This window comes from Halostella pelagica, from assembly GCF_004762015.1.
Lineage (GTDB): Archaea > Halobacteriota > Halobacteria > Halobacteriales > Natronoarchaeaceae > Halostella > Halostella pelagica.
Window position 1 is genome coordinate 451,316 of sequence record NZ_SJES01000002.1, and the last position, 23,005, is coordinate 474,320.

Annotated in this window: 27 protein-coding genes; 14 read left to right on the forward strand and 13 right to left on the reverse strand. The window is 63.0% G+C overall.

All coding sequences use genetic code 11. The annotated features are described in order from the left end of the window. Positions 1-15 precede the first annotated feature (15 nt). Positions 16-645, reverse strand: a complete 630-nt coding sequence (locus tag EYW42_RS06725; RefSeq protein ID WP_135534482.1) for a fibrillarin-like rRNA/tRNA 2'-O-methyltransferase — start codon at positions 643-645, stop codon at positions 16-18. After that, on the reverse strand, positions 642-1,493 hold the full coding sequence (locus EYW42_RS06730; RefSeq protein WP_135534483.1) for an NOP5/NOP56 family protein: 852 nt from the start codon (positions 1,491-1,493) through the stop codon (positions 642-644). The genes EYW42_RS06725 and EYW42_RS06730 overlap by 4 nt, the downstream gene beginning before the upstream one ends. A 103-nt stretch (positions 1,494-1,596) precedes the next feature. On the opposite strand from EYW42_RS06730, the gene EYW42_RS06735 reads away from it, so the two are divergent. The 3 genes from EYW42_RS06735 (at position 1,597) to EYW42_RS19760 (ending at position 3,482) form a co-directional block, all read left to right on the forward strand. After that, positions 1,597-2,205: a hypothetical protein gene (locus EYW42_RS06735; protein ID WP_237561288.1), complete on the forward strand. Its 609-nt coding sequence runs from the start codon at positions 1,597-1,599 to the stop codon at positions 2,203-2,205. A 173-nt stretch (positions 2,206-2,378) separates the two neighbouring features. Beyond that, entirely contained in the window at positions 2,379-3,266 is an 888-nt protein-coding gene (locus EYW42_RS06740; protein WP_135534484.1) for a HAMP domain-containing histidine kinase, read from the forward strand. Positions 3,267-3,335: 69 nt separating this feature from the next. Next, entirely contained in the window at positions 3,336-3,482 is a 147-nt protein-coding gene (locus tag EYW42_RS19760; protein WP_168192967.1) for a DUF7331 family protein, read from the forward strand. 137 nt (positions 3,483-3,619) lie between these two features. Here the strand turns inward: EYW42_RS19760 and paaC are convergent, their stop codons facing one another. Together paaC and EYW42_RS06750 are read right to left on the reverse strand one after the other, a co-directional pair. Next, a complete protein-coding gene (gene paaC, locus EYW42_RS06745; protein WP_135534485.1) occupies positions 3,620-4,465 on the reverse strand; it encodes a 1,2-phenylacetyl-CoA epoxidase subunit PaaC in 846 nt (281 codons plus the stop codon). A gap of 449 nt (positions 4,466-4,914) precedes the next feature. Then, the gene (locus EYW42_RS06750; protein WP_135534486.1) at positions 4,915-5,298 is read right to left on the reverse strand and encodes a PaaI family thioesterase; all 384 of its coding nucleotides are present in this window, start codon (positions 5,296-5,298) and stop codon (positions 4,915-4,917) included. Between the two features lie 51 nt (positions 5,299-5,349). Between EYW42_RS06750 and EYW42_RS06755 the strand changes: the two genes are divergently transcribed. Then, positions 5,350-6,114: an enoyl-CoA hydratase/isomerase family protein gene (locus EYW42_RS06755; RefSeq protein ID WP_135534487.1), complete on the forward strand. Its 765-nt coding sequence runs from the start codon at positions 5,350-5,352 to the stop codon at positions 6,112-6,114. 94 nt (positions 6,115-6,208) lie between these two features. Next, positions 6,209-6,445, forward strand: a complete 237-nt coding sequence (locus tag EYW42_RS06760) for a CopG family ribbon-helix-helix protein (RefSeq protein ID WP_135534488.1) — start codon at positions 6,209-6,211, stop codon at positions 6,443-6,445. Positions 6,446-6,458: 13 nt separating this feature from the next. Here the strand turns inward: EYW42_RS06760 and EYW42_RS06765 are convergent, their stop codons facing one another. After that, on the reverse strand, positions 6,459-7,331 hold the full coding sequence (locus EYW42_RS06765; RefSeq protein ID WP_135534489.1) for an amidohydrolase family protein: 873 nt from the start codon (positions 7,329-7,331) through the stop codon (positions 6,459-6,461). Positions 7,332-7,652: 321 nt separating this feature from the next. Here EYW42_RS06765 and EYW42_RS06770 point away from each other — a divergent pair, with 321 nt between their 5' ends. Together EYW42_RS06770 and EYW42_RS06775 are read left to right on the forward strand one after the other, a co-directional pair. Continuing rightward, positions 7,653-9,245, forward strand: coding sequence for a DUF7289 family protein (locus EYW42_RS06770; protein WP_135534490.1), 1,593 nt, complete (start codon positions 7,653-7,655; stop codon positions 9,243-9,245). Between the two features lie 40 nt (positions 9,246-9,285). Then, positions 9,286-9,843, forward strand: a complete 558-nt coding sequence (locus EYW42_RS06775; protein WP_135534491.1) for a DUF2391 domain-containing protein — start codon at positions 9,286-9,288, stop codon at positions 9,841-9,843. Here EYW42_RS06775 and EYW42_RS06780 read toward each other — a convergent pair. Then, a complete protein-coding gene (locus tag EYW42_RS06780) occupies positions 9,840-10,484 on the reverse strand; it encodes a DUF6517 family protein (protein WP_135534492.1) in 645 nt (214 codons plus the stop codon). The two genes, EYW42_RS06775 and EYW42_RS06780, sit on opposite strands and share 4 nt — an antisense overlap. 45 nt (positions 10,485-10,529) lie before the next feature. After that, entirely contained in the window at positions 10,530-12,014 is a 1,485-nt protein-coding gene (gene cysS / locus EYW42_RS06785) for a cysteine--tRNA ligase (RefSeq protein WP_135534493.1), read from the reverse strand. Between the two features lie 167 nt (positions 12,015-12,181). Between cysS and EYW42_RS06790 the strand changes: the two genes are divergently transcribed. Continuing rightward, positions 12,182-13,387, forward strand: coding sequence for a plastocyanin/azurin family copper-binding protein (locus EYW42_RS06790; RefSeq protein WP_135534494.1), 1,206 nt, complete (start codon positions 12,182-12,184; stop codon positions 13,385-13,387). A 379-nt stretch (positions 13,388-13,766) separates the two neighbouring features. Further along, positions 13,767-14,003: a hypothetical protein gene (locus tag EYW42_RS06795; protein WP_135534495.1), complete on the forward strand. Its 237-nt coding sequence runs from the start codon at positions 13,767-13,769 to the stop codon at positions 14,001-14,003. Here the strand turns inward: EYW42_RS06795 and EYW42_RS06800 are convergent. Then, complete coding sequence (locus EYW42_RS06800; RefSeq protein ID WP_135534496.1) at positions 13,997-14,491, reverse strand: DUF7523 family protein; 495 nt, start codon at positions 14,489-14,491, stop codon at positions 13,997-13,999. The two genes, EYW42_RS06795 and EYW42_RS06800, sit on opposite strands and share 7 nt — an antisense overlap. A gap of 136 nt (positions 14,492-14,627) precedes the next feature. Here EYW42_RS06800 and EYW42_RS06805 point away from each other — a divergent pair, with 136 nt between their 5' ends. The 3 genes from EYW42_RS06805 (at position 14,628) to EYW42_RS06815 (ending at position 16,276) form a co-directional block, all read left to right on the forward strand. Further along, complete coding sequence (locus EYW42_RS06805; RefSeq protein WP_135534497.1) at positions 14,628-15,500, forward strand: CbiX/SirB N-terminal domain-containing protein; 873 nt, start codon at positions 14,628-14,630, stop codon at positions 15,498-15,500. 96 nt (positions 15,501-15,596) lie between these two features. After that, entirely contained in the window at positions 15,597-15,962 is a 366-nt protein-coding gene (locus EYW42_RS06810; RefSeq protein ID WP_135534498.1) for an ArsR/SmtB family transcription factor, read from the forward strand. 2 nt (positions 15,963-15,964) lie between these two features. Next, positions 15,965-16,276 (forward strand): DUF7521 family protein, encoded by a 312-nt coding sequence (locus EYW42_RS06815; protein WP_135534499.1) that lies wholly within the window; start codon positions 15,965-15,967, stop codon positions 16,274-16,276. Here EYW42_RS06815 and EYW42_RS06820 read toward each other — a convergent pair. Together EYW42_RS06820 and EYW42_RS06825 are read right to left on the reverse strand one after the other, a co-directional pair. Beyond that, positions 16,225-17,514 (reverse strand): LolA family protein, encoded by a 1,290-nt coding sequence (locus tag EYW42_RS06820; RefSeq protein WP_161972918.1) that lies wholly within the window; start codon positions 17,512-17,514, stop codon positions 16,225-16,227. The genes EYW42_RS06815 and EYW42_RS06820 overlap by 52 nt on opposite strands. A 156-nt stretch (positions 17,515-17,670) precedes the next feature. Beyond that, positions 17,671-18,822 carry a DUF4367 domain-containing protein gene (locus EYW42_RS06825; protein WP_135534501.1) on the reverse strand — a complete coding sequence of 384 codons (1,152 nt, stop codon included), beginning with the start codon at positions 18,820-18,822 and terminating at the stop codon, positions 17,671-17,673. 162 nt (positions 18,823-18,984) lie between these two features. Here EYW42_RS06825 and EYW42_RS06830 point away from each other — a divergent pair, with 162 nt between their 5' ends. Then, positions 18,985-20,058, forward strand: a complete 1,074-nt coding sequence (locus EYW42_RS06830) for a DR2241 family protein (protein ID WP_135534502.1) — start codon at positions 18,985-18,987, stop codon at positions 20,056-20,058. 160 nt (positions 20,059-20,218) lie between these two features. Here EYW42_RS06830 and EYW42_RS06835 read toward each other — a convergent pair whose 3' ends face one another. Then, complete coding sequence (locus tag EYW42_RS06835; RefSeq protein WP_135534503.1) at positions 20,219-20,806, reverse strand: DUF7524 family protein; 588 nt, start codon at positions 20,804-20,806, stop codon at positions 20,219-20,221. A 33-nt stretch (positions 20,807-20,839) separates the two neighbouring features. Next, positions 20,840-21,034 (reverse strand): methytransferase partner Trm112, encoded by a 195-nt coding sequence (locus EYW42_RS06840; protein ID WP_135534504.1) that lies wholly within the window; start codon positions 21,032-21,034, stop codon positions 20,840-20,842. A 108-nt stretch (positions 21,035-21,142) separates the two neighbouring features. On the opposite strand from EYW42_RS06840, the gene EYW42_RS06845 reads away from it, so the two are divergent. After that, positions 21,143-21,508: a group I truncated hemoglobin gene (locus EYW42_RS06845; protein WP_135534505.1), complete on the forward strand. Its 366-nt coding sequence runs from the start codon at positions 21,143-21,145 to the stop codon at positions 21,506-21,508. A 64-nt stretch (positions 21,509-21,572) separates the two neighbouring features. On the opposite strand, the gene EYW42_RS06850 is transcribed toward EYW42_RS06845, so the two are convergent. After that, positions 21,573-22,949, reverse strand: a complete 1,377-nt coding sequence (locus EYW42_RS06850) for an adenylosuccinate synthase (protein WP_135534506.1) — start codon at positions 22,947-22,949, stop codon at positions 21,573-21,575. Between the last annotated feature and the right edge of the window lie 56 nt (positions 22,950-23,005).

Genomic DNA, 23,005 nt, shown 5'->3' on the forward strand with positions numbered 1-23,005 from the left:
CGCCCGACAGAGGGTCTACCGCGGCCGCGCGACGACGGCGAGGTGGTCGTCGTGGAACGGTTCCAGCCGCTCCGTTTCGAGCAGTTCGTACGTCTCTTCCAGTTCAGAGAGGACACTGTCGAAGACGCTGTCCGGGTCCCTGGTGACGTCCTCGCTGCGCGCCTTGACTGCGGCGATCAGCCGGCCGTCGTCGTCGAGGAACCGCCGGTTTTCGGCTGCGACGCGGGCCTGCCCGCGCGTCGCAACGTCTTGCACGATAGCGTCCAGTTCGTTCTCGACGACGTGCGCGTAGGTCTCCGGCTTCCGGGCGTCCTTGAGCAGCGGAAACAGGCGCTCGCGGTCGCGCGCGACATCTAACAGGTCCCGCACCGGCCGCGCAGCGAACTCCACGGCGTACGTCGGCCCGGCGAAGTCGGCGACGTGGCTGACGGTCGTCCCGCTCGCTGCGCCCAGATAGAGAACTGCATCGCCGTCCGACAGTCCCGTTTCCATACCGTTCTCGAACATCGCACCGAGTTTCGACCGGCGGGCGTCCCACAGCCGCCACTCCCCGTCGGTCGGCTCGCCGTAGACGGGCGCGCCGCGGGTCGCGAGCCGTTCGGCCCCGTCGATAGTCCGCCGGGCGACGCCGTCGGGACGGCTCATTCGTCGCCACCCCGCGAGCGGATAGACGCGATTCTGTCGTCCAGTTCGTCGTCCAGTTCAGGTTTGCGCTCGCCCGAGTAGTGGTCGACGCGGGCGGCGATAGTCAGTTTCCCGGCGAGCGCACGCGACGCGGACCCGCGCTGGTCGGGAGCAGTGTTGCGGACGTACTCGTGCGTGTAGATGATCCCGTGTTTCGGCGAACTCGCCTGCCCGCGCAGGTGCGCGAACAGCGCGTCCTCGGCACCGAGAACCTGAACGGTGCCACTCGGCATCTTAGCGAGCGACCCCAGGCCGCCCGCGAGTGCGATGAGACGCGCGGAAAGCACCGGGCCGGCCATCGCAGCCAGGTTCGGCGCGACGACGCTCGCCTGTTGCTGGACGAACGTCCGGAGTTCGTCGCGCTCGTCGGCCAGCGACGCCACCCGTCGAGCGAGGTCGACGACCCGTCGCTCGGTGGGGCCGTCAGGGTCACTCTCCGCGAGCGTCCGTGCGTACTCGACGCCGGTCCCAGCATCGTCGAACAGCGTGCCCGCCCACTCCGCGACGCGCTCCGCCAGTTCGTTTGCCGTCCGCTCGCAGTCGTCCATGGCTCGAACCGCGTGTGCGAGCTGGCGGTCGTCGGCCCGCTCGGCTTCCTCGACGGCCGCTGCCGTCGCCGCGAGCGTCGCCTCGCGGAGCTGGTCGTAGTAGTCGTCTTCACTGTCGGCGAAGCCGGCCTCGACCGCTTGCACCGGCCAATTCAGGGGCGCGGCCGCGCTACCATCGCGTATTCCAGTGGCGGCTCCCTCCACGTCGCCGGGATCTACGCTCTCGAACCATCCCGTCCCGGAGGGGATCCTATCGTTCATACTCACCCGTTAGACGCCGGCCTTGTATATGCGTTCTCGATACGGTGGTTCGGTAATCGGACTAGAATCTCTAAATCACTGTACACCGAGCCCCCTATATTGCATGCCGAAATCAACGTTACAAACACTGACCGGGCATTCACCAGCTACCACTACTACGCGGCGTCGTCTACTCAAAGGAACGCTGGGCGTTGGAGCTACCGTCGCCGCTCTCCCGGCCCTGAGCGGCGTCGCGGCAGCGCACTTTCCGCACGAACTCAGTATCGATATCCAACCGCAGAACGCGGATAACTTCATAGACCTACACACCAACGAGTCCGTCTCCGTTGCCGTCCACCCCGTCGAGTTCCTGAATGAGGACGGCGAACGGAAAACGTTCGACCCGACAGACGAACCCGTACGCTATCGCTTCGGGTCGCGGTTCACGGTGAAAGACGGCGAGGGAGCGCGCCCGATGGACAGCGGGACGGTCACTCAGGTCGAGAGCGGACACGGTGACGGTCACGACGCGCTCGTACTGGAGTTCCCGGTCGACGAAACCGGACTCGACGGCAAGGAAGAAACTGCGTGGCTGTACTGGGAGCGCGACGAGTCCGGAGAACACGGCTACTCGGGCGTCGACTCCGTGAGAGTCTACGGATCGGAGTCATCCGAACAGAACCTCCGTGGCCTTCTCGGACGGTTGTTGAACGCACGGTCGACCGGCGAGTGACTGTCGACTAACTGGTTTCTCGTCGCGATTTGTACGACTGCCGCGTCTGTCACCGCTCGGAGTCACGTGACGGAAGCGGTCGACTCAGTTCGGTCGGCTGATAAGATCATACCCAACAGACACATCACGGACGCGACGAGTTTTATGTTCCCACAGGCGGACCGTGAGATACAGTGGGAGTTCCAAGTGACCGTGGCGCGCTAAAAATCGCCTCAGTGTATGCGCTACTCGGCGTGCTGTGGGTGACGATGTCCGACACCGTCGTTGTTCAGTTAGTCCCTCAGCCGGAGTCGGCGGTCCGCTTTCAGATCCTCAAGGGTAGCGTTTTCGTCGCCGTTTCCGCGGCGTCGATCTACTTCCTGACGGCCAGAAGTTTCGAATCGCTACACGAGTCAAAGGCGGACCTCGAACGCTCCACGAAGCAGGCACAGATCCTGCGGCGGGTACTCCGACACAACGTTTGCAACGCGACCAACGTGATCCACGGCCGCGCGGAGATGATCGTCGACGAAGTCGACGACACGCAGGCGCAAGTGCACGCGGAGGCGATGCTCGAAACCGCGGAGGACCTCCTGCAATTGACCGAGGAAACCCGTCTCCTCCGGCGAGTGATGAACGATCCGGACCGCCCGAACACGCCTGTCGACGTGGACGAACTGGTATGTAACTGCGTCGAAGAACTGGCTTCCGACTACCCGACGGCAACGATCGCCACGGAACTCGCCGGCGACTCCCGGGCGTTAGCTGACGAGTACGTCGATGTCGCCATAGAGAACGTGGTCGAATTACCGCTGCGGTACACGACAGCGTCGTCTCCGTCGGTACGGGTCGTGACCGAGCACGATGGAAACGACGTGGTCATCCGCGTGACGAGCGACCAGATGTCCGTACCCGAAACCGAACGCACAGCGCTGGAGGACACGCCTGAGACCCCGATCTCTCACGCCGAAGGTCTGGAACTCCGCGTCGCGCAGGCGGTCGTCGCCCGTTCGGACGGCGATCTATCTATCGTCGACGAGGGCGAGAAGACTGTCGTTCAGGTGACGTTGCCCCAGGTCTGACGGGCCGACAGGTCAGTCTGTCGCCGAGACACGCTTTTATACCCGGCGGCACGGACAATCAGGTAGCGAATGGAAGCGAACAACGACCCCCCTGCAAACCAGGAGGAAGACAGATACTGCGCGTACGAGACTGAGGACGACCGCTTCGTGGTGTACGACGCGGACAACGACGAGGCGTGGATTCACTCGTCGGAAACGGTTGCGGTCGAACGATAGACCCGACCGCTTCGTACCGATCTATTCGTATTTCTCGAACGGCTTTCCGAAGACGTTACACGTGTGGAAACGGACGGAGCGTCGGCTACTTCGGAAGCCTGTACACTTCGTCGCGGTAGTGTGTCCGGCCAGTCCCGTTAGATGTCGTCCGGGTCCTCGACGATGCGATTGACTTCCACTCGTTCCCGTTCCCGGTACGCCCGGCGCATCTCGGCGTGGAGGCCGTCCCAGTCGTCAGTGTGATTCTGGGCCCGCCCGCCGACGTCTGACAGGCCGTTTGCGGGAGCAGTTCCCGCTTCGATAGGGAGTCGGAGGCCGTTCGATTCGAGGAACGGTTCGACCGTCGCGAGCCACTCCATGTGAACATCGTCGAGTCCCCTCCGGCGTACGCCCAGGTCGACGATGTCGGTTTCGACGTTCTCGTCGACCGGTTCGAACAGCGTCAGCGCGTGCGGGAACAGACGGTCGACGGCGTTTTGCAGACGCTCGCGGCCGCGCTCGCCCTCGGCGAGTCGTTCGAGGCAACTGCGGGCACGCTTGCGGTGGTACTCTTCCTCGCCGCGAACCTTCTCCAGGCGGTCGGCGATCGGCGGATAGGTCGAACTCTCCAGCGATGCCAACCGCAGGTCCTCGGCGACGTCGTAGAAGTAGCCCCGCACTACCGCGCCGGCCCAGTTCCCGTCGGCGAGCCGTAGCTCCGGGAGCGTTGAGTGACGGAACTCGCCAGGGTCGCGTTCGTAAATGAGAGACAGTTCCGAGTGTCCGAAGTCCTGTAACAGGTCGTACCAGAGGCGTGCGTGGCTGAATTCGTCTTGAGCGATAGTGGCAAGCGCTAGGCCTGACCTGAGAGAGGGCGCGCGGGCCTCCCACTGGAAGTATCGCTCCGCGAGGACGAGTTCGTCGTCAGCCAGGCGGAACAGCAGGTGTTCGACTGCGGTTCGTTCCCGGTCGGAAAGGTCGTCTGGGTCGAGTGTGGATGTCATGGGCCATCAAATAGCTGTCATACCGTCTCCGCGGCCACCGGTCGACGAGCGATAGGTGTTCGGTTCGGGGGTTGGCTGGTGAGCGGTCGCACCGGAGGCACGCCCACGACCAGACCGATAGAGGGGGATCTGTCTCGTCCGCGGGGTCGCCTCGGACCGAACCCGAGTTCGGGTACTGTACAGGCCGGATCTCCGGAGGGCGACCCGTTCTCCGAGCGCGTCTTCGTCCATGTTCGTCCGTTATAGTTACTCGCCCATACTAATTACCTTGTCCATGTCTGTTTTTAAACACAGATACTGAATGAATCATCTCGGCCACGAGTGTTCCGAGGGCGAATCGTCGCCTCGTTCGTCTCCCTCGTCCCGCGACGGGCGTCGCTACTCATTCGGTCGGCGTTTCTCGAACGCTCTCAGCGAGAGCAAAGGAACTCTTCGAACAGTGGGTCGTCTCAGCCCGTTTTGTACACGCCGCGAGCGTCAGCGACGACAGTACCGTCCTCCGCGATCACGTCAACGTCGACGACGCCAACGTCGCTCCCGCAACGCACTACGTCGGCCTCCGCCCGCAGGTCCCCGGTCCCGGCTTTGAGATAGTCGATCCGCATGTCGATTGTCGGCACAGGCTGGTCCACGACGGAGACAAGCGCCGCGCCCCCGACGGTGTCAGCGAGCGTGAACGTGACGCCGCCGTGGGCCATCTCGCGGTCGGCGTTCCACGAGAGGTCTTCGCGCATTTCGACGCGCCCCTCGGCGTGGCCGTCGTCGACCTCGGTCACTTCGACGCCGAGCAGTTCTGCAAACGGCATCTCCTCGAAGAAAGACTCTACGTCCATGCGGCGGGCTACACAAAGTAACTAATTAAACCCTCAGGATATAGGTCAGGTATGCACGTATCTGACGAGGACGGCGTCCGGACCGTGACGTTCGACCGCCCCGATTCGCGCAACGCGATGACGAGAGAGATAGCGAGCGACCTGGCAGACCGGATCGAGGACGTGTCACACGAGACGTTCGACGCCCTCGTGTTGACCGGTGAGGGCGAGGCGTTCTGCGCCGGCGGCGACATCGAGTCGATGGCGGAACGCGAGATGTCGACCCGCGAGGCGTACGAAGAGGTCCGAGCGACGTTCGGTCGAGTCGTCGAAGCGGCGCTGACGGCGGACGTACCGATCGTCGCGAAGGTAAACGGCGACGCCGTCGGCGCGGGCCTGGCTCTCGCCGCAGTCTCTGATTTCGCGTACGGTGTGGAGTCAGCGTCGTTCGGATGCGCCTTCGTCCATGTCGGACTTATTCCGGACACGGGCGGGACGTTTCTCCTCCCGCAGTTGATCGGACTTCGCGCGGCGAAGCAACTCGCGTTCACCGGCGAGACGTTCTCCGCGGACGCCGCCGCCGAACTCGGCCTGATAAACGAGTCGGTGGCCGACGACGCCATCGATGGGGTAGTCGAGGAACTGCTGTCGACGCTCGCGAACCGGCCGACGCAAACGATCGGCCTGACGAAGCAGGCGCTCCACGAGAACGCGGGGCGACACTGGCGGGAGGCGCTCGACTACGAGAACCATCTTCAGGCGCAGGCGTACGACACGCCGGCCCACGAGGAGGGCGTCGACGCGTTCCTGGAGGGGCGTCCGCCCGATTTCGACTGAAGGGAAGTCGACCCGGGGTCACGCGAGGCGGTTGGTCGCGTCCCAAACACGTCGGCAAAGGGTTCATGTCCGTGGGGGAAATAGCCACCCTACGATGCCTCGCATAGAAGTGACGCTACCGGACGACGTGGAAGTCCAGCTCGATCAGATGGTCGACCAGGGGAAGTTCGTCAACCGCGAGGAGGCGATAGAGGAACTGTTGTCGCTCGGGATCAAGGAACACCAGACGGTCGCGGAAACCGAGGAGCGCGGCGAAGTCGGCTTCGAGGAGGAGATGATGGCGACGGACGAACGGTCGATCGGCGATGACGACGACGGGTACGCCTTCTAACCGGCCAGGAATACTACAGGCCGAGGAACCGCTCCGCGTTCTCCCAGAGGATCTTTCGCTGAACGTCTTCGGGCAGGTCCAGTTCCGCGAACTGCTCCAGCCACGGCCCGGGATCGATCATCGGGTAGTCAGTTCCGAACATCACCTTGTCCGATAGGAGCGTCTTCGCGTAGTGGATCACCTGGTCGTCGATGTACCGCGGCATCCACCCGGAAAGGTCCATGTAGACGTTGCCCTTCTGCTGGCAGATGGCCAGTTGTTCTTTCTCCCACGGGAACGCCGGATGCGCGATGAGTATCTGCAGGTCCGGGTGTTCGGCGGCGAGGTCGTCTATCAACATCGGATTGCCGTACTTGATCTTGAGGCCGCGTCCGCCCGGGCTACACGCACCGAGCGTCGAGTTGCCGCCGTGGAACACGACGGGGACTCCCAGATCCTCGATGGTGGAGAACAGTTCCTCGTGGGCCGGGTCGCTCGGGTCGAACCCCTGTGCGATCTGCTGGAACTTGAACCCGGAGAGGTCGAGGTCTTCGACCGCGCGGCGGGCCTCTTCGGCGCAGTCGTCTTTCAGCGGGTCCACGCCCGCGAACCCGACGAAGAAGTCGTCGTACTCGTCGCGGACCTCGGCGACGTAGTCGTTCGGCACTGGCGGGTTACCCGTATTGGTCTCGGCGTCCCATCCCAGGAGAACCGCGTTTCCGACGCCCGCCTCCTCGTACTCCGCGACCATCTCGTCGTAACCGTGAGTCTCTAGATCCGTTCCGAAACGGTCGGCGGCGTCGCGCATCATCTGTCCGCCCGCGTCGTGGAGGAACTCGGACGTCGGCTGATGGGCGTGCGTATCGATAGCACGAGCGTCGTCCGCGAGTAGGTCCGGCAGCGTCATAGGTGTCTCAACGGCGGTCCCCCCGAAAAATCCCCCCGGTTAGCACTGACCTCGAACTGACGAGACGACCTGTCGAAACTCCGACCGGGGGGTGAGCCATAAAACGGTGGTTCGTCTATGAGAGTAGCCGTGTTCGGATGCACACCCCTGCTCGGAACCCGTGAGAGGTTGTATACCGGGGATAAATACGGTATGTGTGAAAGAGTTACAAGGGGAAGATTATTTACATATAACGGCGTATCATTCGAAGAATGAAATATTACACTGCGGGAATCAAGCGTTCTCCGAAGCGCAACGGACTGCTCCGAGGAGGGGTGTGACGTGTTCGACCGCGATAACCGGCGCGGACAGTCTGCCGTGCTCGCGGTCGTATTGCTGTTCGGTCTCGCGGCAACGATCACTGTCGGGATCCTCTTCGTCACAACCGAAGCCGTTAGCGATTCGAAACAGGCCGCCGAAACCGAGCGCGTCGAACAGGCGTTTCTTCACCTAGACAGCGAAGTCGATGCCGTCTCGCGGAGCGAGACCAACGTGTCCCGCTCCGTCGATATGGACCTCTCTGGGACCGAAGGTGCCGTTCGACAGTCCGGGACCGGCCGCATCGTCATCAATACGTCCGGCAGTTCAGACCCCGTAGTCGACCAGCCACTCGGCGCTATCGTCTACGAACAGGACGGGACGACGTTTGCGTATCAGGCCGGTGCGGTCTGGCGTAACGAGGGCAACGAGACACAGGTCATCTCCCGACCCGACCTCAACTATCGGACCAACGGCTCGAACGTCGACCACACGCTGTCGCTCCCTATCACGAGTTTCGAGGGTGACGAACACCTCACTGGCGGGGAAGTCACCGTCACCAAGCAGGAGACCGTGTCACCGCTCTCGGACATCTCGCTGGTCGAGGGAGAGGTAGTTACCGTCAACATCACCAGCCCGTACTACACCGGCTGGGCCGAATATTTCCGCGAGAACGTCGACGATTCGGCCATCCGAGAGCTAGACCACGACGAGAACCGCGTCATCGTCGTACTCGGACAGCGTGAGATCGACGGTAACTTCGATACGGGACTGGTGGCCTCAGGCGATGTTACTGTCGGTAATCGGGGTAATCCGGACGTGACGACAGAGATATCCGCCGGAGGTACCGTCGTCGGAAAAGGCAACGTCGACTGCGACGCTGGAACGGGTACCGACTGCGTTACGGAAGGCGATTCGATGGAAATGATGGCGCTCGACGGCGTCATCAAACAGCGGATGCGGTCAGTCCAGAACAACAGCACTGTCGTAACGTCGCTCCCGCCGAACAACGAACTCGACGAGGGGACGTACTATCTTGACGACGATCTCCATCTGAGTAGTCAGGACCTCGAAGTCGACGTGGGGACCGGAAACGTCACCTTGTTCGTCAACGGGAGCGTCGCTCTCGACGGCCAGGCCATCCGCGTGGTCAACGATACGGGGACCGACACGGCCCTGAGAGTGTACATGACCGGCGATATGGCCGTCTCCAACGGCGGAGGTGGAGCGTACGTCGACAGCGGTAATCCGGGTCGGTTGCAGATCTACGGCACCTCCCAGATGCACTTCGCGCTCGGCCAGGGTGATTTCACCGGAAGCGTCTATGCGCCGCGGAACACGCCGGCGACCGGGACGAACGAGGCAGCGGACAGATACGCGTCTTCGGCCACGTCCTCTTGTCAGACCGGTATCGACGTCTGCCTGGCGACAGGCGGCGGAAGCGTCACGGGATCGATCATCGCGGGACCGATGGAGGTCGCGAACATCGGCGAGTTCGAATACGACGACCGCCTGGAAAACGTCGAACCGACTCTCCCGACCGCGGGAGTCGTTCCGCCACCGATCACGTACCTCCACGCCTCGGTCCACAAAGTCGAGATAGAGAACTCAGCCTGACCGTCCGCGGGTTTTTGCCGGCCGCATCCGAGAACAGGGTATGGACGGGGAACCGAGCCCAGATATCGACGATTTACTCGACGAACTCGAAGACCTCGAGGAGTCCGTCGACTCGACATCGGAACGGGAACAGGTCCGCGAGACGATGCGAATGGCCAGGCGGGTCGACACCGGTTCCGGGGTCTTCGGCAACGTTATCAAGGGGTTCGACCGCGGCGACGTCGCGGAGGCGCTCGTCGGAAGCGTCGTGTTCGGCATCCCCATGCTGGTCGAGGGCGGAACGCTGGAAGTGGGCGAGTTCATCGCCACCCATCCGGCCTACCTCGTGGGAACGCTTACCTTCGGAGTCGCCGTCGTCGTCGGGATACTGTACGTCGCAGATATTCAGGACGTCCGGGTGCACGAACCGCTGTTCGGGCTGATACCGCGCCGGCTGGTCGGCGTTGTCGGGGTCGCTTCGGTCACGGCGGTAGTGGCAATGACCGCGTGGGGCCGCGTCGATTGGTCGGACCCGCACGTCGCAGCTTCGCAAGTGACTGTCTGTTTCGTGGCGATGGCTATCGGTGGTGCCCTCGGGGATATCCTGCCCGGGAGCTAGTGTTCGATTCCGGTTATGTTCGTGTACGTCTCCGGTTCCTCGTCGACCATCTGCGGGTAGACAGCGATTGGAATGACGATGTCCCCGTCGTGGTCCGTCTGTCCGACGTGGATATACACGGGGACTTCGGTACCGTCGAGGTCGGCGCTGCCTTCGAATTTCGTTATGTCGACGGTGGATCCGAGGAGTTCGGTTTCGCGGGTTCCGACCTCGTTGCCGACAGTGAGACCTTCGTACTTCCCCTGTGCCTGTTCGATGAGTTTCTTGTTGTCCATTTCGCCGACCGGATTGAGCGTTTTGCCCAGTATCTCGACTTCCGGCGTGGAAAAGGCAATGAACACCGCGGCGCGTTTCTCCTGGCCGAGGAATTCGACGGTTTTCTCGTACTGGCTGATGTAGTTGACCGCGACGATGTCGCGCTCCTGTCCCCCACCCTCCACAGTTCGTTCGATCCGCATCTCCTCGGACTCCGGTTCGCTCGCCTGTTCGTAGCCCGTCTCGCCGCTCGCCTCGGCACTGATGGTTGCGGGCGACGCTTCGAACTTCTGGGCTTCGTCACCCAAGATAAATCCGAGACAGCCCGTTCCGGCGACGATAGCACCGCTCACCAACCCACCGAACGCTCGTCGTGTAAGAGTCATGAACTGGTGTTCCGGGTCAGAACATATAAGGTTCGTGGCCTATCTTCAACGCCGGAATGTCGGTCCGTCGTCGCTGTCTTCGACAGTAACGCCGAGGCGTTCTAGTTCATTCCGCAGATCGTCAGCGCGCTCGTAGTTGCCGGCCGCGCGTTCGCGTTCGCGCAGGTCCAACACGAGTTCGATGGCTTCGTCGGCGAGGCGGGCGTCACCGTCGGCCGCCTCAGCGCCGAACGCGAGACCGAGTACGTCTCGCCCGAACTCGTCAAACGTCTCGATCGCCGCGTTGAGACTCCCGTAGTCGTATCGGTCGTGTTCGTCGACGTGGCGGTGGACTGCCGAGGCCAGTTCGAGGAGTGCGGACAGCGCCTCGCGGGTGTTGAAATCGTCGTTCATCGCCGCGGGGAACGCGTCTCGGGTCTCGACGACGGCGTCGCGGAGGTCGTCGTCGACTACCTTGGTCCGAGCGTCTGCGCTGTCGGCGGCGGCGGCGGCCCTGTCGTACGCCCGGTCGAGGCGCTCCCAGCGCTCGCGGGCCTCGTTCAGAGTCGCTTCGGAGAATGTGGCGCGGTTGTGGTACGCCGTCGAGAGCAGGAACGTTCGGACCACGTTCGCACCCTCCTCGGAAACGAGGGTCTCGACGGTTGCGAAGTTCCCCAGCGATGACGACATCTTCTCTCCGCTGGTCTCTAACAGTCGGACGTGGACCCAGTAGCGGGAGAACTGCTCGCCCGTGGCGGCCTCGCTCTGCGCTATCTCGTTTTCGTTGTGCGGGAACACGAGGTCCTGCCCGGCGACGTGGATGTCGATAGTGTCGTCCAGATGCGTCGTCGACATGGCCGAGCACTCGATGTGCCAGCCCGGACGGCCCTCGCCCCACGGCGACTCCCACGTCTCGGCAGTCTCGACGGCTTCGTCGGCCGGTCCGGCATCGTCGTGACGATGCTCCGCGATGTCGCTCTCGGCGACGCCGTTTGCCTTCCAGAGTGCGAAGTCGGCCGAGTTTCGCTTCTCGGTCCGGTCGCCTTCGTCGCCCTGGGACTCCATCTCCGAGATGTCCTGATTCGAGAGCTTTCCGTAGTCGGGGTACTCGCTCACGTCGAAGTAGACCGAGCCGTTCGACTCGTAGGCGTAGCCCTTCTCGATGAGCGTCTCCACCATATCGATGATTTCCGGGACGTGCTCGGAGACTCGCGGGTAGACAGTCGCCCGTTTCAGGTTCAGCGAGCGCATGTCCTGCAGAGTCTCGTCGACGTAGTTCTCGGCGACATCGGCCTCGCTGTCGCCATCTTCGCCGACGCGAGCCACTATCTTCTCGTTGATGTCGGTGAAGTTCTCCACGTGGCGAACCTCGTACCCCTCGTGTTCGAGCCATCGGTGGATAACGTCAGTGTGCGCCCACGCCCGGGCGTGGCCGAGATGGGCCGGGTCGGAAACCGTCAGGCCACAGAGATAGAGGAGAACGGAGTCCGGGTCCTGTGGCTCGAACGGTTCCTTCTCGCCGGTGAGCGTGTTCGTCACGTGTACCGTCATTGCCCGCCACTACTTCCCCGCTCCCTTTGAAATCGTCGGAACCGCTTTGCGGCGTCGAAACCGGCGGTAATCCCGCGTTGTGTCTCGGAACACACCCATTGCGAGAGAGAACTGTAAACAACTGTCTCTCGGATTTATTCTCGTAACGGTAGCAGTTTCCGGTGGCAATGACTCGAAACGACTGGAACGGTGCGTCGCGGCGTGACGTACTCAAGTATGCGGCAAGCACCGGCGCTGTCGCCGGGATCGGTGGCGTGACAGCAGCACAGAGTAACGCGTACCGTCAGCAGGGGTCGTACGAACTGCTCGGGGTCGTCGACGGCTGGGAAGGCCAGTCGCCGGAAGAGATAGCCGGCGAGACGAACCCGACGCTCCAGTTCGTCGTCGGACAGACCTACACGCTCACCTGGGAGAACGGCGACGGAGCCCAACACAGTCTAGTCATCGAGGACGCGGACGGGAACGAACTCGAATCGACCGATACGGTGAGCGAGGAGGGCGAAACGGCGTCTCTCGAATTCACCGCGAGCGAGGAGATGGCCGAGTATTACTGTAGCTTCCACCCGACCTCAATGCGCGGAAGCATCGAAAGTTCGTCGGACGGGGGCGACGCCAGTCAAGCTACCGGACAGATACGTCCCGCGTTCGGTTTCCCGGCGCTCTCCGACGACGTCGAACCGCCGGTCGAACCCGACAGAGAGGTCGAACTCTACACGGAAATGCGGGAGGACCGCCCGAACCCCGAGTTCTTTTTCGACCCGACCGGCGTGTACGTGGAACCCGGCGACACGGTGCGGTTCTCGTTAGTTTCGCCGTTCCACAACGTGATGGCCTATCATCCCGGGTTCGGACAGACTCGGCGCGTGCCGGAGGACGTTCCGCCCATCTCCTCGCCGCTGTTCGCCGAGGGCGCGTACTGGCTCTACACGTTCGACGAACCGGGGGTGTACGACCTCTACTGCGGTCCGCACGAGTTCCTCGGCATGGTCGTCCGCGTCGTTGCGGGCGAAGCGTCGGGCCCCGGTGCCGAGGAAGTTCCGGAGCCGGCGTTTTCCGCCAGTCAGGACGCCGGAGAGGGCGTTCCCGGAAACGTAACGGCCGAGAACGCGACAGCCGACGCGAACGAAACCGTTGGCGGCCAGGCGGACAACGTGTCGGCCGGGAACGAAACAGCGGGCAACGCAACTGCGGACAACGAGACAGCGGGTGACGGCCAACCGTCAGAGGAACAGGAACTGTCGCCGCCGTCGGGCCTTGCAGCGACTGTCCTTCGCGACGACGCTCTCGACCCGGAGAACATCATCGAACAGGAGACAGTCAGTTGGGACGACATCGCCGACGAGAGCAAGGAGATCCCGGGGGGAAGTTCGTAACGTTCCAGTTTTCGTCCGCTAAGCCTCGCTTACTCGTTTCTCTCGTGCCGAAACCGTCGACCGTGGCCCCGCTATTGCCGCTATTTCGCGGTTTCGCCTTCGCACCGGTACTCATTCAAACGCGGCTCGTAACGATCTATTACCGGGGCTAAGAACGCGTTTCCGAAGCAGAGGCCCCAGTAACCAATGTGAAACGGTTCTAAAGCGTGTTCTACGTTTATCTCCCCGAGTCGGCTACGGTAGTTCGCTCCGCGACGGACGGCTAATCCGGACGTACTGACGGCGGCGCGGAAACGTCAGAGTACCCTGCTACTCGGCGTGGAAACGTCAGTATACCCGGCCGCTCCCGCTGGCCGCCCGCGGACAGCATCCCTATACCATGACGACGCTGATAGACACCGAGTACCGACGCTCACAGCTACCGAGTCGACTGACGACGCTCTTCGCGGGCCACGTCCGCAAATCGGGTGTAGCCGTGCTGGCTGTCCTCTTGGTTCTCGTCTTCGCTGGACTGCCAGCCGCGGCCACCGATAGCGATGTGACGAACGAAACGACGGCGGAACCTCAGGATGACGGTCTCGCTGAGACGACCGACGACCAACTCGACGATCAGTGATCCCGGTTCGGGACGGCCTCCAGCGTGCCTTCCACCGTTCTGACGGCGTCTGCACCCGAACGACGGTCCACGACGACCAGTAGCACGTCGCCCGCGGTCCCCGCCGCTTCGACGGTGACGCCTGCCGTCGACAGTTGCCGAAGCACCGCTGCGAGCGCCGCGGCGTCGACGTCACCTGTCGCTAACACGCCCTGAAGTGATCCCCCTGTCGGCGCGAGGGCGGTGTCGCCGACGACGAACAACGCGTCGCCGCGGTCGGCGACCTCGCCGAGACCGCCCTCCATCGTCACGCGAGCCTCGCGCTCGGCCGTTTCGTACGGCGGTAACTCGTCTGCGAACCGACGGAGCGCGGTCGCCACGGCATCGACATCGCCCTCCACGTCGAGAAACCGGGCGACTGCCGTGTAGTTCGCCACGCCGGCCCTGAGTGCGTCGACGAGAAACGGTCGGTCGGCGACGGCCTCGCGCGTTCGAGCAGCGAGTGACATGAGCCTGTCACGCCGCTCCGAAGGGATAAAACCGACCCCTATTTGGGTTCGAGGTACGGTACCGTCACCCTGGGATCCGCTGTATGCTGACGGCCCTGGCGAAGTCCCTAAGTTGCTTTGCCCCTTCGATAGACGTATGCAAGCGCTGGTTATCGTGGCACACGGCTCTCACCTGAATCCGGACTCCAGCACGCCGACCTACCGTCACGCGGACACCGTCTGCGAGACGGACGCCTTCGACGAGGTCGTCACCGGGTTCTGGAAGGAACAGCCCCACTTCAGGGAAGTGCTGCGGACGGTCGAGAGCGACGAAGTGTACGTCGTACCGCTGTTCGTCAGTGAAGGGTACTTCACGGAGGAAGTCATCCCGCGGGAACTCCGCGTCGACGACGATGTCGGCCTGGACGACCCCAACCCCGGATGGGAACCGCGGAGCGGCACGCCGGACGACGTCGACAAGACCGTCCACTACTGCGGGCCGGTCGGAACTCACGACGCAATGAGCGATGTCATCGTCCAGCGAGCGGAGAGCGTCACCGGCGACGCGGACCTCAGTGACGGCGTCGGACTGGCCGTGGTCGGCCACGGCACGGAACGCAACGAGAACAGCGCCAAAGCCATCGAGTACCACGCCGACCGCATCAGTGAGCGCGGCGAGTTCGACGAAGTCGAGGCCCTGTTCATGGACGAAGAGCCTGAAGTCGACGACGTGACCGACTTCTTCTCCTCGCCTGACATCGTCGTGGTACCGCTGTTTATCGCGGACGGCTACCACACGCAGGAGGACATTCCCGAGGACATGGGGCTTACTGACGACTACAGAACCGGCTGGGAGACGCCTGCTACAGTCGATGGGCACCGCATCTGGTACTCCGGTGCGGTCGGGACGGAGGACCTCATGGCGGACGTGATTCTGGAGCGGGCAGCCGAGGCCGGCGCTGACATCGGCGATGCCGTCGAAACCGTCCGCGACCTGACGGGCGGCACAAAACCGTTTGCAGACGACTGACTGGACATTCGAGCGCTGTGTGGCCCGGTTGCTTCGGTTTTTCTCGCTCGGAAAGTACTCGGGGAATTTAAAACGGAACTGGCCGTTGCTCGACACGTGAGTGAGGATCGGGAACTCGATGACGTGCTCGATCTCATCAGTGACGAGTACGCTCGTTCGATCCTCGCGGAGACCAGTGTGGAACCAATGTCAGCCAAAAGGCTCAGTGACCGCTGCGACGCATCTCTCCCGACGATATACCGACGTATCGAACGGTTAAAGCAGCACGAACTCATCGAGGAACAGACCAGAGTTGATCCGGACGGCGGCCACCACAAGGTGTTCTCCGCCACGCTGTCGTCTGTGTCGATAGAACTCGAAGACGGAGCGTACGAGGCGCGGATAGAACGCACGGAACGCGCTCCGGCGCTCGACGCCGACGACACGGCTGACCGACTGACGTACATGTGGGAGAACCTCTGACTATGTCACTCGCAACGTCCCCAATCCAGTGGGCCATCCTGGCCGCCTCGTTCGCCTCGACAGTCGTCGGACTGTACGTCGCCTATCAGGCGTACCGCGGCTACCGCCGCCACCAGAGTCGGCCGATGCAGTATCTCTCGCTCGGCCTCGTCATTCTGATGGGTGTCACCTTCGCTTCGGCGTTCGTTGGCTCCTTGTTGCTCCGCGGCGGTGTCGTTCCGGTTGACTATCGGCCGGGCTTTACCCTGCTCGTCAGACTGCTTCAACTTCTCGGCGTTGCGTTCATCGCGTACTCGTTGTCGCTGCGTGCCTGATCGGTCGCCCGCTCACAGTCGACCGAGGCGGTGACACCGAGAACGGCCGACCGGCTGGCGTTTCGTCCGGTGACGCTGTACCGCCGTCCCCCACACTCCCAGACCGCTATCCGGACCGACCCGAACTCGGTGTACTGTACCGTCCGTCCGTCGACCGACACGCGTTCGGCGTCGCTGACTCCGCTCGACGTAGTCCGATTCATCTTCGTGACGGTGAGTTCAGACGGCCCGTTAGTGTAGCTTATCGAAACCGAGCGATAGGCTCCGCTCAACCGACGGAACGTTTCGGGTTCGAATCCGGACGGCGGGTCAGGGTCGGGAACAGTCATTTCAGCCGCCTCCGCGAGTGCCTCTCTGGAGTCGTACGTCGTCGTTTCCGGGAACGACTGCTCGGTGACAGTCACGTTCTCCGGCGGATCGAACTCGAACGTTGACTCGTCGAACCCCGGATCGAACGTGACGTTCGAGTACGTCACCCGGGTTTCGTAGCGGTCGCCGTTCATCCACCAGCGCTGGTGGTACTTCAGCGGGAAATACCGCTCCGCGTCGATCCACAGCGTCTGTGTCATGTTCGTCATTCCGAGGCTTGACCCGTTACCCGCCGCCAGTGTACCGTTAATCCGGACGACGTGTGTTTTCCGCTCGTCGACCGTTCCAGTCCCGAGGTAGGTCACCTCGTAATCCGTTTCGTTCGCTGCGGGAGTTTCGATCGACGCCGTCGTCGACTGGGGCGACGATACGACTGGCAACGGTGAGACGCCCCGATCCGTATCGTCCGTGTCGTCCGCCTCCGCCGCTCCGCGTTGTTCGTTGATCCGCGCAAAGATATCGTTTAGTTGGTCCCGCGTTCTCGAGGACCGTTCCATCTGCTCCGGGAGTTCCTGCCGGATCGCTTCGCCCGCGTCACGGTCGTACAGCCACATGACCGAACCGTTGGTGTATATCTCGGTCTCGTTCCTGCTATCGTCCACGGTTCGCTGGTAGAACTGCTGAGTCCCGGGCCGCTCCTTCGTGACCATCACCGACTGCTCGGAGGTGTTCGGACCCTCGAACTCGGAGGTGACGGTTGCGGCGACGCCGTCTATCTGTGCGTACTTCTCCGAGGCGTTCTCTCCTATCGGCTTCGTCTCCGACGCGCCGGTGTCGCCGCCGAACGCGACGAATACGCCCGCAGAGATCAGGAAAACGGCGAAGATACCCACGATGGCCCGCTGGAGAGGGGACTCTATGAACGGCATACAGTTCGGACGAACAGGGAGACGAAGCAAAAATCCTTGCATCTCGGCGAGAGAACAAGTTCGAAACGAGAGAAAGAAGGGCGTGGCGGAGGGGAAAGCGTCAGCGAGAGTGCCGTGCCCGGGTGGCGGCGGCAGGGAGCTATCGGTTCGGCGGTCTCAGTGACAACCGATGGACTCGGCTATCTCGACCAGTCCCGTCTCGTCGAACGGGCCGTGCACGGAGTAGGTTTTGCCGTCGCAGGACCACGTGACAAGCCCTCTGTCGTCGAAGTCAGTGTACCGAGCTTCGTTGCCGTCGATGGTGACGTTCTCGGCGCTACCGTCCGCCGTTTCGTAGGTGGTGTTTATCGCCGTAACGGAGAGTTGTCGGTCCCCGTTGGTGTAGGTGATAGACACCGATTCGGTAGTCCCCTCGACGATCCGTCCGGTTTCGAACTCGTACCCTGTGGGAACGTCCGGTGCCGGAACCGACAGGTTCGACTCTCCCGTCATGGCCTCGCGGGAGTCGTAGGTCGAGGTGTCGGGCGTGCTGTACTCTTCCCACTCAACGTCTTCCGGGAGGTCATCGAACGTAAACGTCGTGTCCGGGATCGTCGGATTCAGGCTGACGTTCTCGTACTCGATGGTGGTCGTCGTGTTGAGTGCGGAGGTCGAACTGGTGGTCTCGACCCGTTTGGGGAAGTACGTCTCGGCGTCGAGCCATGCGGTCATCTCAGCCTCTGCGTTCATCGTACCGTTCGGAACGAGGGTAACGCGGTACGTCCGATCGCCGTCGATTTGCTCGGTCGCCTCGTACTCGACGGACGCCTCCCGGAGACTGCCGACGATAGTCAATCCGGCCGCGGATCCGCCGTTAAATTCGCGGTCGTACACCGTCACCTTCTGCTCGTCGGCGTCGTATATCGCCATCCTGCTCTCGTTGAGAAGGGACACGTCGCCGGCACGGGACTCCGGAGCGAGCGTTTGACTCCGCATCTCGCCCGACTCCGGGCGGAGCCACACCTTCGTTGCGGCCTTAGTCTCGTCGCCGTCGATGACGACCGTCATCCGCTGGGTCATCGTCAGGCTCTCGATCTCCGACATCCGCTCGTTGAGCGTGTCGGTCAGTTCCTCGTCGCTCGGGGGTGCGTTGTCGTCGCTGTCGTCAGTATCGTCGTCGGACTGTTCTTCCGGAAGATCTGTGGGCTCAGCAGTCGTCTGGTCCGCGTCCCCGCTGCCGGGAGCGACGGTGCCCAAACAACCGCTGAGCACTAACATGCCGACCAGCAACAGGGCCGGGACGGAGGACCGAAGTGAGTCGGAAACCATTGCATTTCTTCCGTGTCTCCGTATCTACATAAATGGGTCAGCGCGCTCTCCCTATCGGAAAGGCGGGGAAAAACTTATATACTTCATCTGTTCAAAACGGCGAGACGGCGCTTCCGTGGTCGAATAGCCGGGCTTATGCCGTCCCTGTCCTACGACGTACGTATGCAAGCCGAGCAGATCGAGGCGCTCCGCGAAGCGGCGTCCGACGGGATCGCCCTGGACGGCCTCGAAGCCGAGTACGACGGCGACGTGTACCGGTTTGCGGTCCCGGACGACGAGCGGACCGGCCTCTCGGAGTCGGCGTTCGTTCAGGCGGCCGAAGACGCCCCCGCCTACGTCACGAACTGGTACTTCTGGGCGCAGATCGCTCCGACCCACAGCGCCCGACGTGCGTTTCTTCGGTGGCTCGAATGGTCCGACGCGGGTGACGTTCCGACGCGGTACGACGAACTCGCTGCCGGCGTCAGTCGGACCTGGGGCGAACTCGAACTTACGGTGACGCTCGGCGACGACGGCCGCCGAGCGTACGACGTTCGCCACGAGAACGACGCCGGCGCGCCGGTCACGGACCTTCGGACGTACGAAGACCCGACCGATGCGCGCGAACTCGTCAAGTACGACCGAAAAGAGCGATACCGACCCCTGAAGACCGCCCCGTCGCTCCGCGACGGGTGGGTGTTTCCCGATCTCACTGCGCCGGAACTGGTCGAAACCGTTGGCGTCGTCTATCCCGCGACGATACCGAACTGGCACCGAGAGCGTGAAGGCGAACTCGACATCTCCCACTGGCGCGAGACGGCGGAGCGACAGACCGGCATCTACGACATCGTCGACGAACTCGACCCCGAGGCGGTCGACCGGATCGCCGCAACCTGTTGTGTCGACTCGCAGTGTCTCAAACGCCGAGAGTGGGAGTTCGACGAGGACCGCGAACTCGATGCCGACGGCGGAGACGGGCAGTTCCCCTGTCGCGAGCCGTGTTCGCTCGTCGTCGCCGCCGCGCGCAAGTGGACCACGCTGGAACGCGAGGAATCGCGCACCTACGAGTTCGACCTCACCCCGAGCGAGAAAGAGCAGATAGAGGACGTGATCGACGCCGTCGCCGACGGCAGGACCGACGATATCCGCGAGGCGGACGTGTACGAGGGAGCGAACCGCTATCGCACCCGCTACCTGCGGGAGAAGCTATTCGACGAGGAGGGACGACTCTGCGGCGTGCCGACCGAGGAAGAGTAGCTACTCCGTAACCACGACGACCGGACTCCCTCGACTAACGAGACAGTCGCATCTGTTCGCGCAGTCGTGCATGCACACTTGGCCCGACTTCATTCCGTCCCTGACCACGTTCTGGACCGTCCGTAACCGTCTCGACGTCGCACTGCTTTACGACGAACGTTCAGCCGCGAACCAGAATCGCACCCGCTGCGAAGACACCGACGAGGACGACAGCAAGTCCGAACAGGGCGAACATGGCGTCGACGACAGTCGCGGCGAGCAACGCCACGAACAGGGCGACGCCCGCCAGCGCGACGACTGGCGCACTCTTCGCAAGCGGTGTCGGCAGGAGCGAACGAGCGTCCGTCTGTCGGTCCACATCCGTGTCGGCGGTTCCGCCCGGCTCGGCGAGCGTTTCGTCGATGTCGACGGCATCGACGCTGTTCTCGGCTTCCCTGGCGGTCACGTCGACGTACGCGGTCTCCGCGCCGTAGCCCGTGACGATCTTTAGCTTGCCGCTGGCCGGGAGCGCGCCGTCCACGACGTCGAGAGCGACTCTCCTGACCGTCTCCGTTTCGACGAAGTGGTTGGTCGCTTCGAGCGTCGCTCCGCGTTCCAGCCCCTCCATGAGATTGAGGTGAACGTGGACCGCGCGGCCGTGGTTCACCAGTTCGATGTCGAACGCCCCCGCCGTCTCGAACGACCGCGTTTCCACTGTGATGGCGTGGAGAGTCTCGTCATTCACGTGGACCGCCAGCGTCCGGGGCACGGCTACTTCGTCGGACCCCGGGAGCAAAAACCTTCAGGCTGGGGCCTCGTCTCGCATGTCCGGCGGAAGGAGGTTGGGGATCCCGTCCTCGATGGGGTAACTCTCCCCGCATTCCGTACAGACGAGTTTCCCAGACATGATCTCGCCGTCGTCTCGCTCCTCGTCTTGCAGTTCGAGGTCGTGTTTGTCCATCGGGCAACAGAGTATGTCCATGAGTGATTCTTTCACGACGAACTCACCTGATAGTCGACACCACGGCTCCCCCGGCAAAAAACGTGCCGGGTCGTCCCCGTGCTGACACAAGCTATTTACTTTGCTCACTGCGTGTGAAACTATATGCCCGGAGACAAGTCACTGTACCACGAAATCGGCGGTGAGGAAGCGATCGGAGCAGTCGTCGACGAGTTTTACGACCGCGTCCTCGCCGACGAGAAACTGGCTGGGTACTTCTCGGAGGCGAATCTCGACGAACTCAGGTCGCACCAGACGGCGTTCATCTCCGCGGTGACTGGCGGACCGGTCGAGTACGACGGTGACGACATGCGCGACGCGCACGCTCACCTCGACCTGACGAACGACGATTTCCGGCGGGTCGCCGGTCACCTGCGGGAGAGCCTGGAATCGTTCGACGTTCAACCGGAACACGTCGACGCGATACTCTCCGAAGTGGCGGCTCTCGAATCCGATATCGTCGCGAAGTAAGCGCCCGTCGGAGAGAGCGACGACGGTCCGCGGTTCGCTCCGTGGTCGCTGTCGGTTTCAGGTGTTAGAACGGCTCTTCGACTACGACCGTGTCGTCGCGGTCCGCACCGACTCCGACGGCGTACACCGGCGTGTCGAGTTCGTCGCTTACGTACTCCAGATACGTCTGGGCACCGTCCGGAATGGCGTCGTAGCCGTCCGCGGCGACGGAGGACCAGTCGACGTCCGGCCAGCCGTCGAACGACCGGAAGTTCGGTTCACAGCGCCGCCAGTGTTCGGTCGTCGCCGGCATGCTGAACGTTTCTTCGCCCTCCATGTCGTAGGAGTGGCCGACTTTCACCTCGTCTAGCCCGGAGAGGACGTCGATGTGATTGACCGCGAGCCCGGTGAAGCCGCTCGTACGGGCGGCGTGGCGGAGCATCGGCATGTCAAGCCACCCGACGCGGCGGGGGCGACCGGTAACCGTACCGTATTCGCCGCCCTCTTCGCGGATGTACGTCGCGAGTTCCTCGTTCTCGCCCTCGCCCTGCTCGTCGTAGCCGGGCGTGTCGCCGACGACTCCGCCGAGTTCGGTCGGCATCGGTCCGCTCCCGACCCGCGTGAGATACGCTTTGACGATGCCGATGACCTCGCCGCCACCGACGACGCCGGGGCTGAGGCCGGTACCGGTCGCCGCCCCGCCGGCAGTCGGGTTGGACGACGTGACGTACGGGTAGTTTCCGTGGTCGATATCGATGATGGTCCCCTGTGCGCCTTCGAGCATGACGCTCTCCTCCTCCTCTATGGCGTCAGTGAGGAAGGAGCCAGCGTTGACGGTCATGTCCTGGTCGTCGAGACGGCGACCGAACTCCCGGTACTGCTCGAACACGGCGTCGATGTCGAACGCCTCGGGGGCGTCGAGGTCCGCAACGTCGAGGCCGTACACGTCCTCGACGAGCGCGCGCTTCTGCGGGACGGCGTATTCGAGACGCTCGCGGAGGACATCGGGTTCGAGAAGGTCGCCGACGCGGACTCCGCGACGGCCCGCCTTGTCCTCGTACGTCGGTCCGATGCCGCGGCCCGTCGTGCCTACCTCCTGGTCCGACTCGCTCTTTATCTCCTCCTCGATGCCGTCTAACACGCGGTGGTAGGGAAGGATGACATGGGCGCGGCGTGCCACCCGAACGTCCGGGTCGAGGCCGCGCTCTCGGAGGTCGTCTATCTCGTCGAACAGCGTCGCGGGGTTGACGACGCACCCGTTGCCGAGCACCCCCACTTTGCCGCGAACAGCCCCGCTGGGAACCAGCGAAAGCTTGTACTCGGTGCCGTCTTCGACGACGGTGTGGCCGGCGTTGTCGCCGCCCTGGTACCGGGCGACAACGTCGGCCTCGTCGCAGTAGAGGTCGACAATGCCGCCTTTCCCCTCGTCGCCCAGTTGGGCACCGACGATGGTAACGGTCATAACAGGGTTCGATTCTCTCTACCCCGGTAAACCGATTACGATAGTGACGCTCGTCA

Bases quoted from the DNA above. Each gene is read 5' to 3' on its own strand.
- EYW42_RS19760 (WP_168192967.1), top strand. From the start codon at position 3,336: ATGGAAGCGAACAACGACCCCCCTGCAAACCAGGAGGAAGACAGATAC.
- paaC (WP_135534485.1), bottom strand. From the start codon at position 4,465: ATGACATCCACACTCGACCCAGACGACCTTTCCGACCGGGAACGAACC.
- cysS (WP_135534493.1), bottom strand. From the start codon at position 12,014: ATGACGGTACACGTGACGAACACGCTCACCGGCGAGAAGGAACCGTTC.
- EYW42_RS06845 (WP_135534505.1), top strand. From the start codon at position 21,143: ATGCCCGGAGACAAGTCACTGTACCACGAAATCGGCGGTGAGGAAGCG.
- EYW42_RS06730 (WP_135534483.1), bottom strand. From the start codon at position 1,493: ATGAACGATAGGATCCCCTCCGGGACGGGATGGTTCGAGAGCGTAGAT.
- EYW42_RS06755 (WP_135534487.1), top strand. From the start codon at position 5,350: ATGCACGTATCTGACGAGGACGGCGTCCGGACCGTGACGTTCGACCGC.
- EYW42_RS06765 (WP_135534489.1), bottom strand. From the start codon at position 7,331: ATGACGCTGCCGGACCTACTCGCGGACGACGCTCGTGCTATCGATACG.
- EYW42_RS06790 (WP_135534494.1), top strand. From the start codon at position 12,182: ATGACTCGAAACGACTGGAACGGTGCGTCGCGGCGTGACGTACTCAAG.
- EYW42_RS06775 (WP_135534491.1), top strand. From the start codon at position 9,286: ATGGACGGGGAACCGAGCCCAGATATCGACGATTTACTCGACGAACTC.
- EYW42_RS06725 (WP_135534482.1), bottom strand. From the start codon at position 645: ATGAGCCGTCCCGACGGCGTCGCCCGGCGGACTATCGACGGGGCCGAA.
- EYW42_RS06830 (WP_135534502.1), top strand. From the start codon at position 18,985: ATGCAAGCCGAGCAGATCGAGGCGCTCCGCGAAGCGGCGTCCGACGGG.
- EYW42_RS06850 (WP_135534506.1), bottom strand. From the start codon at position 22,949: ATGACCGTTACCATCGTCGGTGCCCAACTGGGCGACGAGGGGAAAGGC.
- EYW42_RS06815 (WP_135534499.1), top strand. From the start codon at position 15,965: ATGTCACTCGCAACGTCCCCAATCCAGTGGGCCATCCTGGCCGCCTCG.
- EYW42_RS06805 (WP_135534497.1), top strand. From the start codon at position 14,628: ATGCAAGCGCTGGTTATCGTGGCACACGGCTCTCACCTGAATCCGGAC.
- EYW42_RS06750 (WP_135534486.1), bottom strand. From the start codon at position 5,298: ATGGACGTAGAGTCTTTCTTCGAGGAGATGCCGTTTGCAGAACTGCTC.
- EYW42_RS06780 (WP_135534492.1), bottom strand. From the start codon at position 10,484: ATGACTCTTACACGACGAGCGTTCGGTGGGTTGGTGAGCGGTGCTATC.
- EYW42_RS06735 (WP_237561288.1), top strand. From the start codon at position 1,597: ATGCCGAAATCAACGTTACAAACACTGACCGGGCATTCACCAGCTACC.
- EYW42_RS06800 (WP_135534496.1), bottom strand. From the start codon at position 14,491: ATGTCACTCGCTGCTCGAACGCGCGAGGCCGTCGCCGACCGACCGTTT.
- EYW42_RS06825 (WP_135534501.1), bottom strand. From the start codon at position 18,822: ATGGTTTCCGACTCACTTCGGTCCTCCGTCCCGGCCCTGTTGCTGGTC.
- EYW42_RS06760 (WP_135534488.1), top strand. From the start codon at position 6,209: ATGCCTCGCATAGAAGTGACGCTACCGGACGACGTGGAAGTCCAGCTC.
- EYW42_RS06820 (WP_161972918.1), bottom strand. From the start codon at position 17,514: ATGCCGTTCATAGAGTCCCCTCTCCAGCGGGCCATCGTGGGTATCTTC.
- EYW42_RS06795 (WP_135534495.1), top strand. From the start codon at position 13,767: ATGACGACGCTGATAGACACCGAGTACCGACGCTCACAGCTACCGAGT.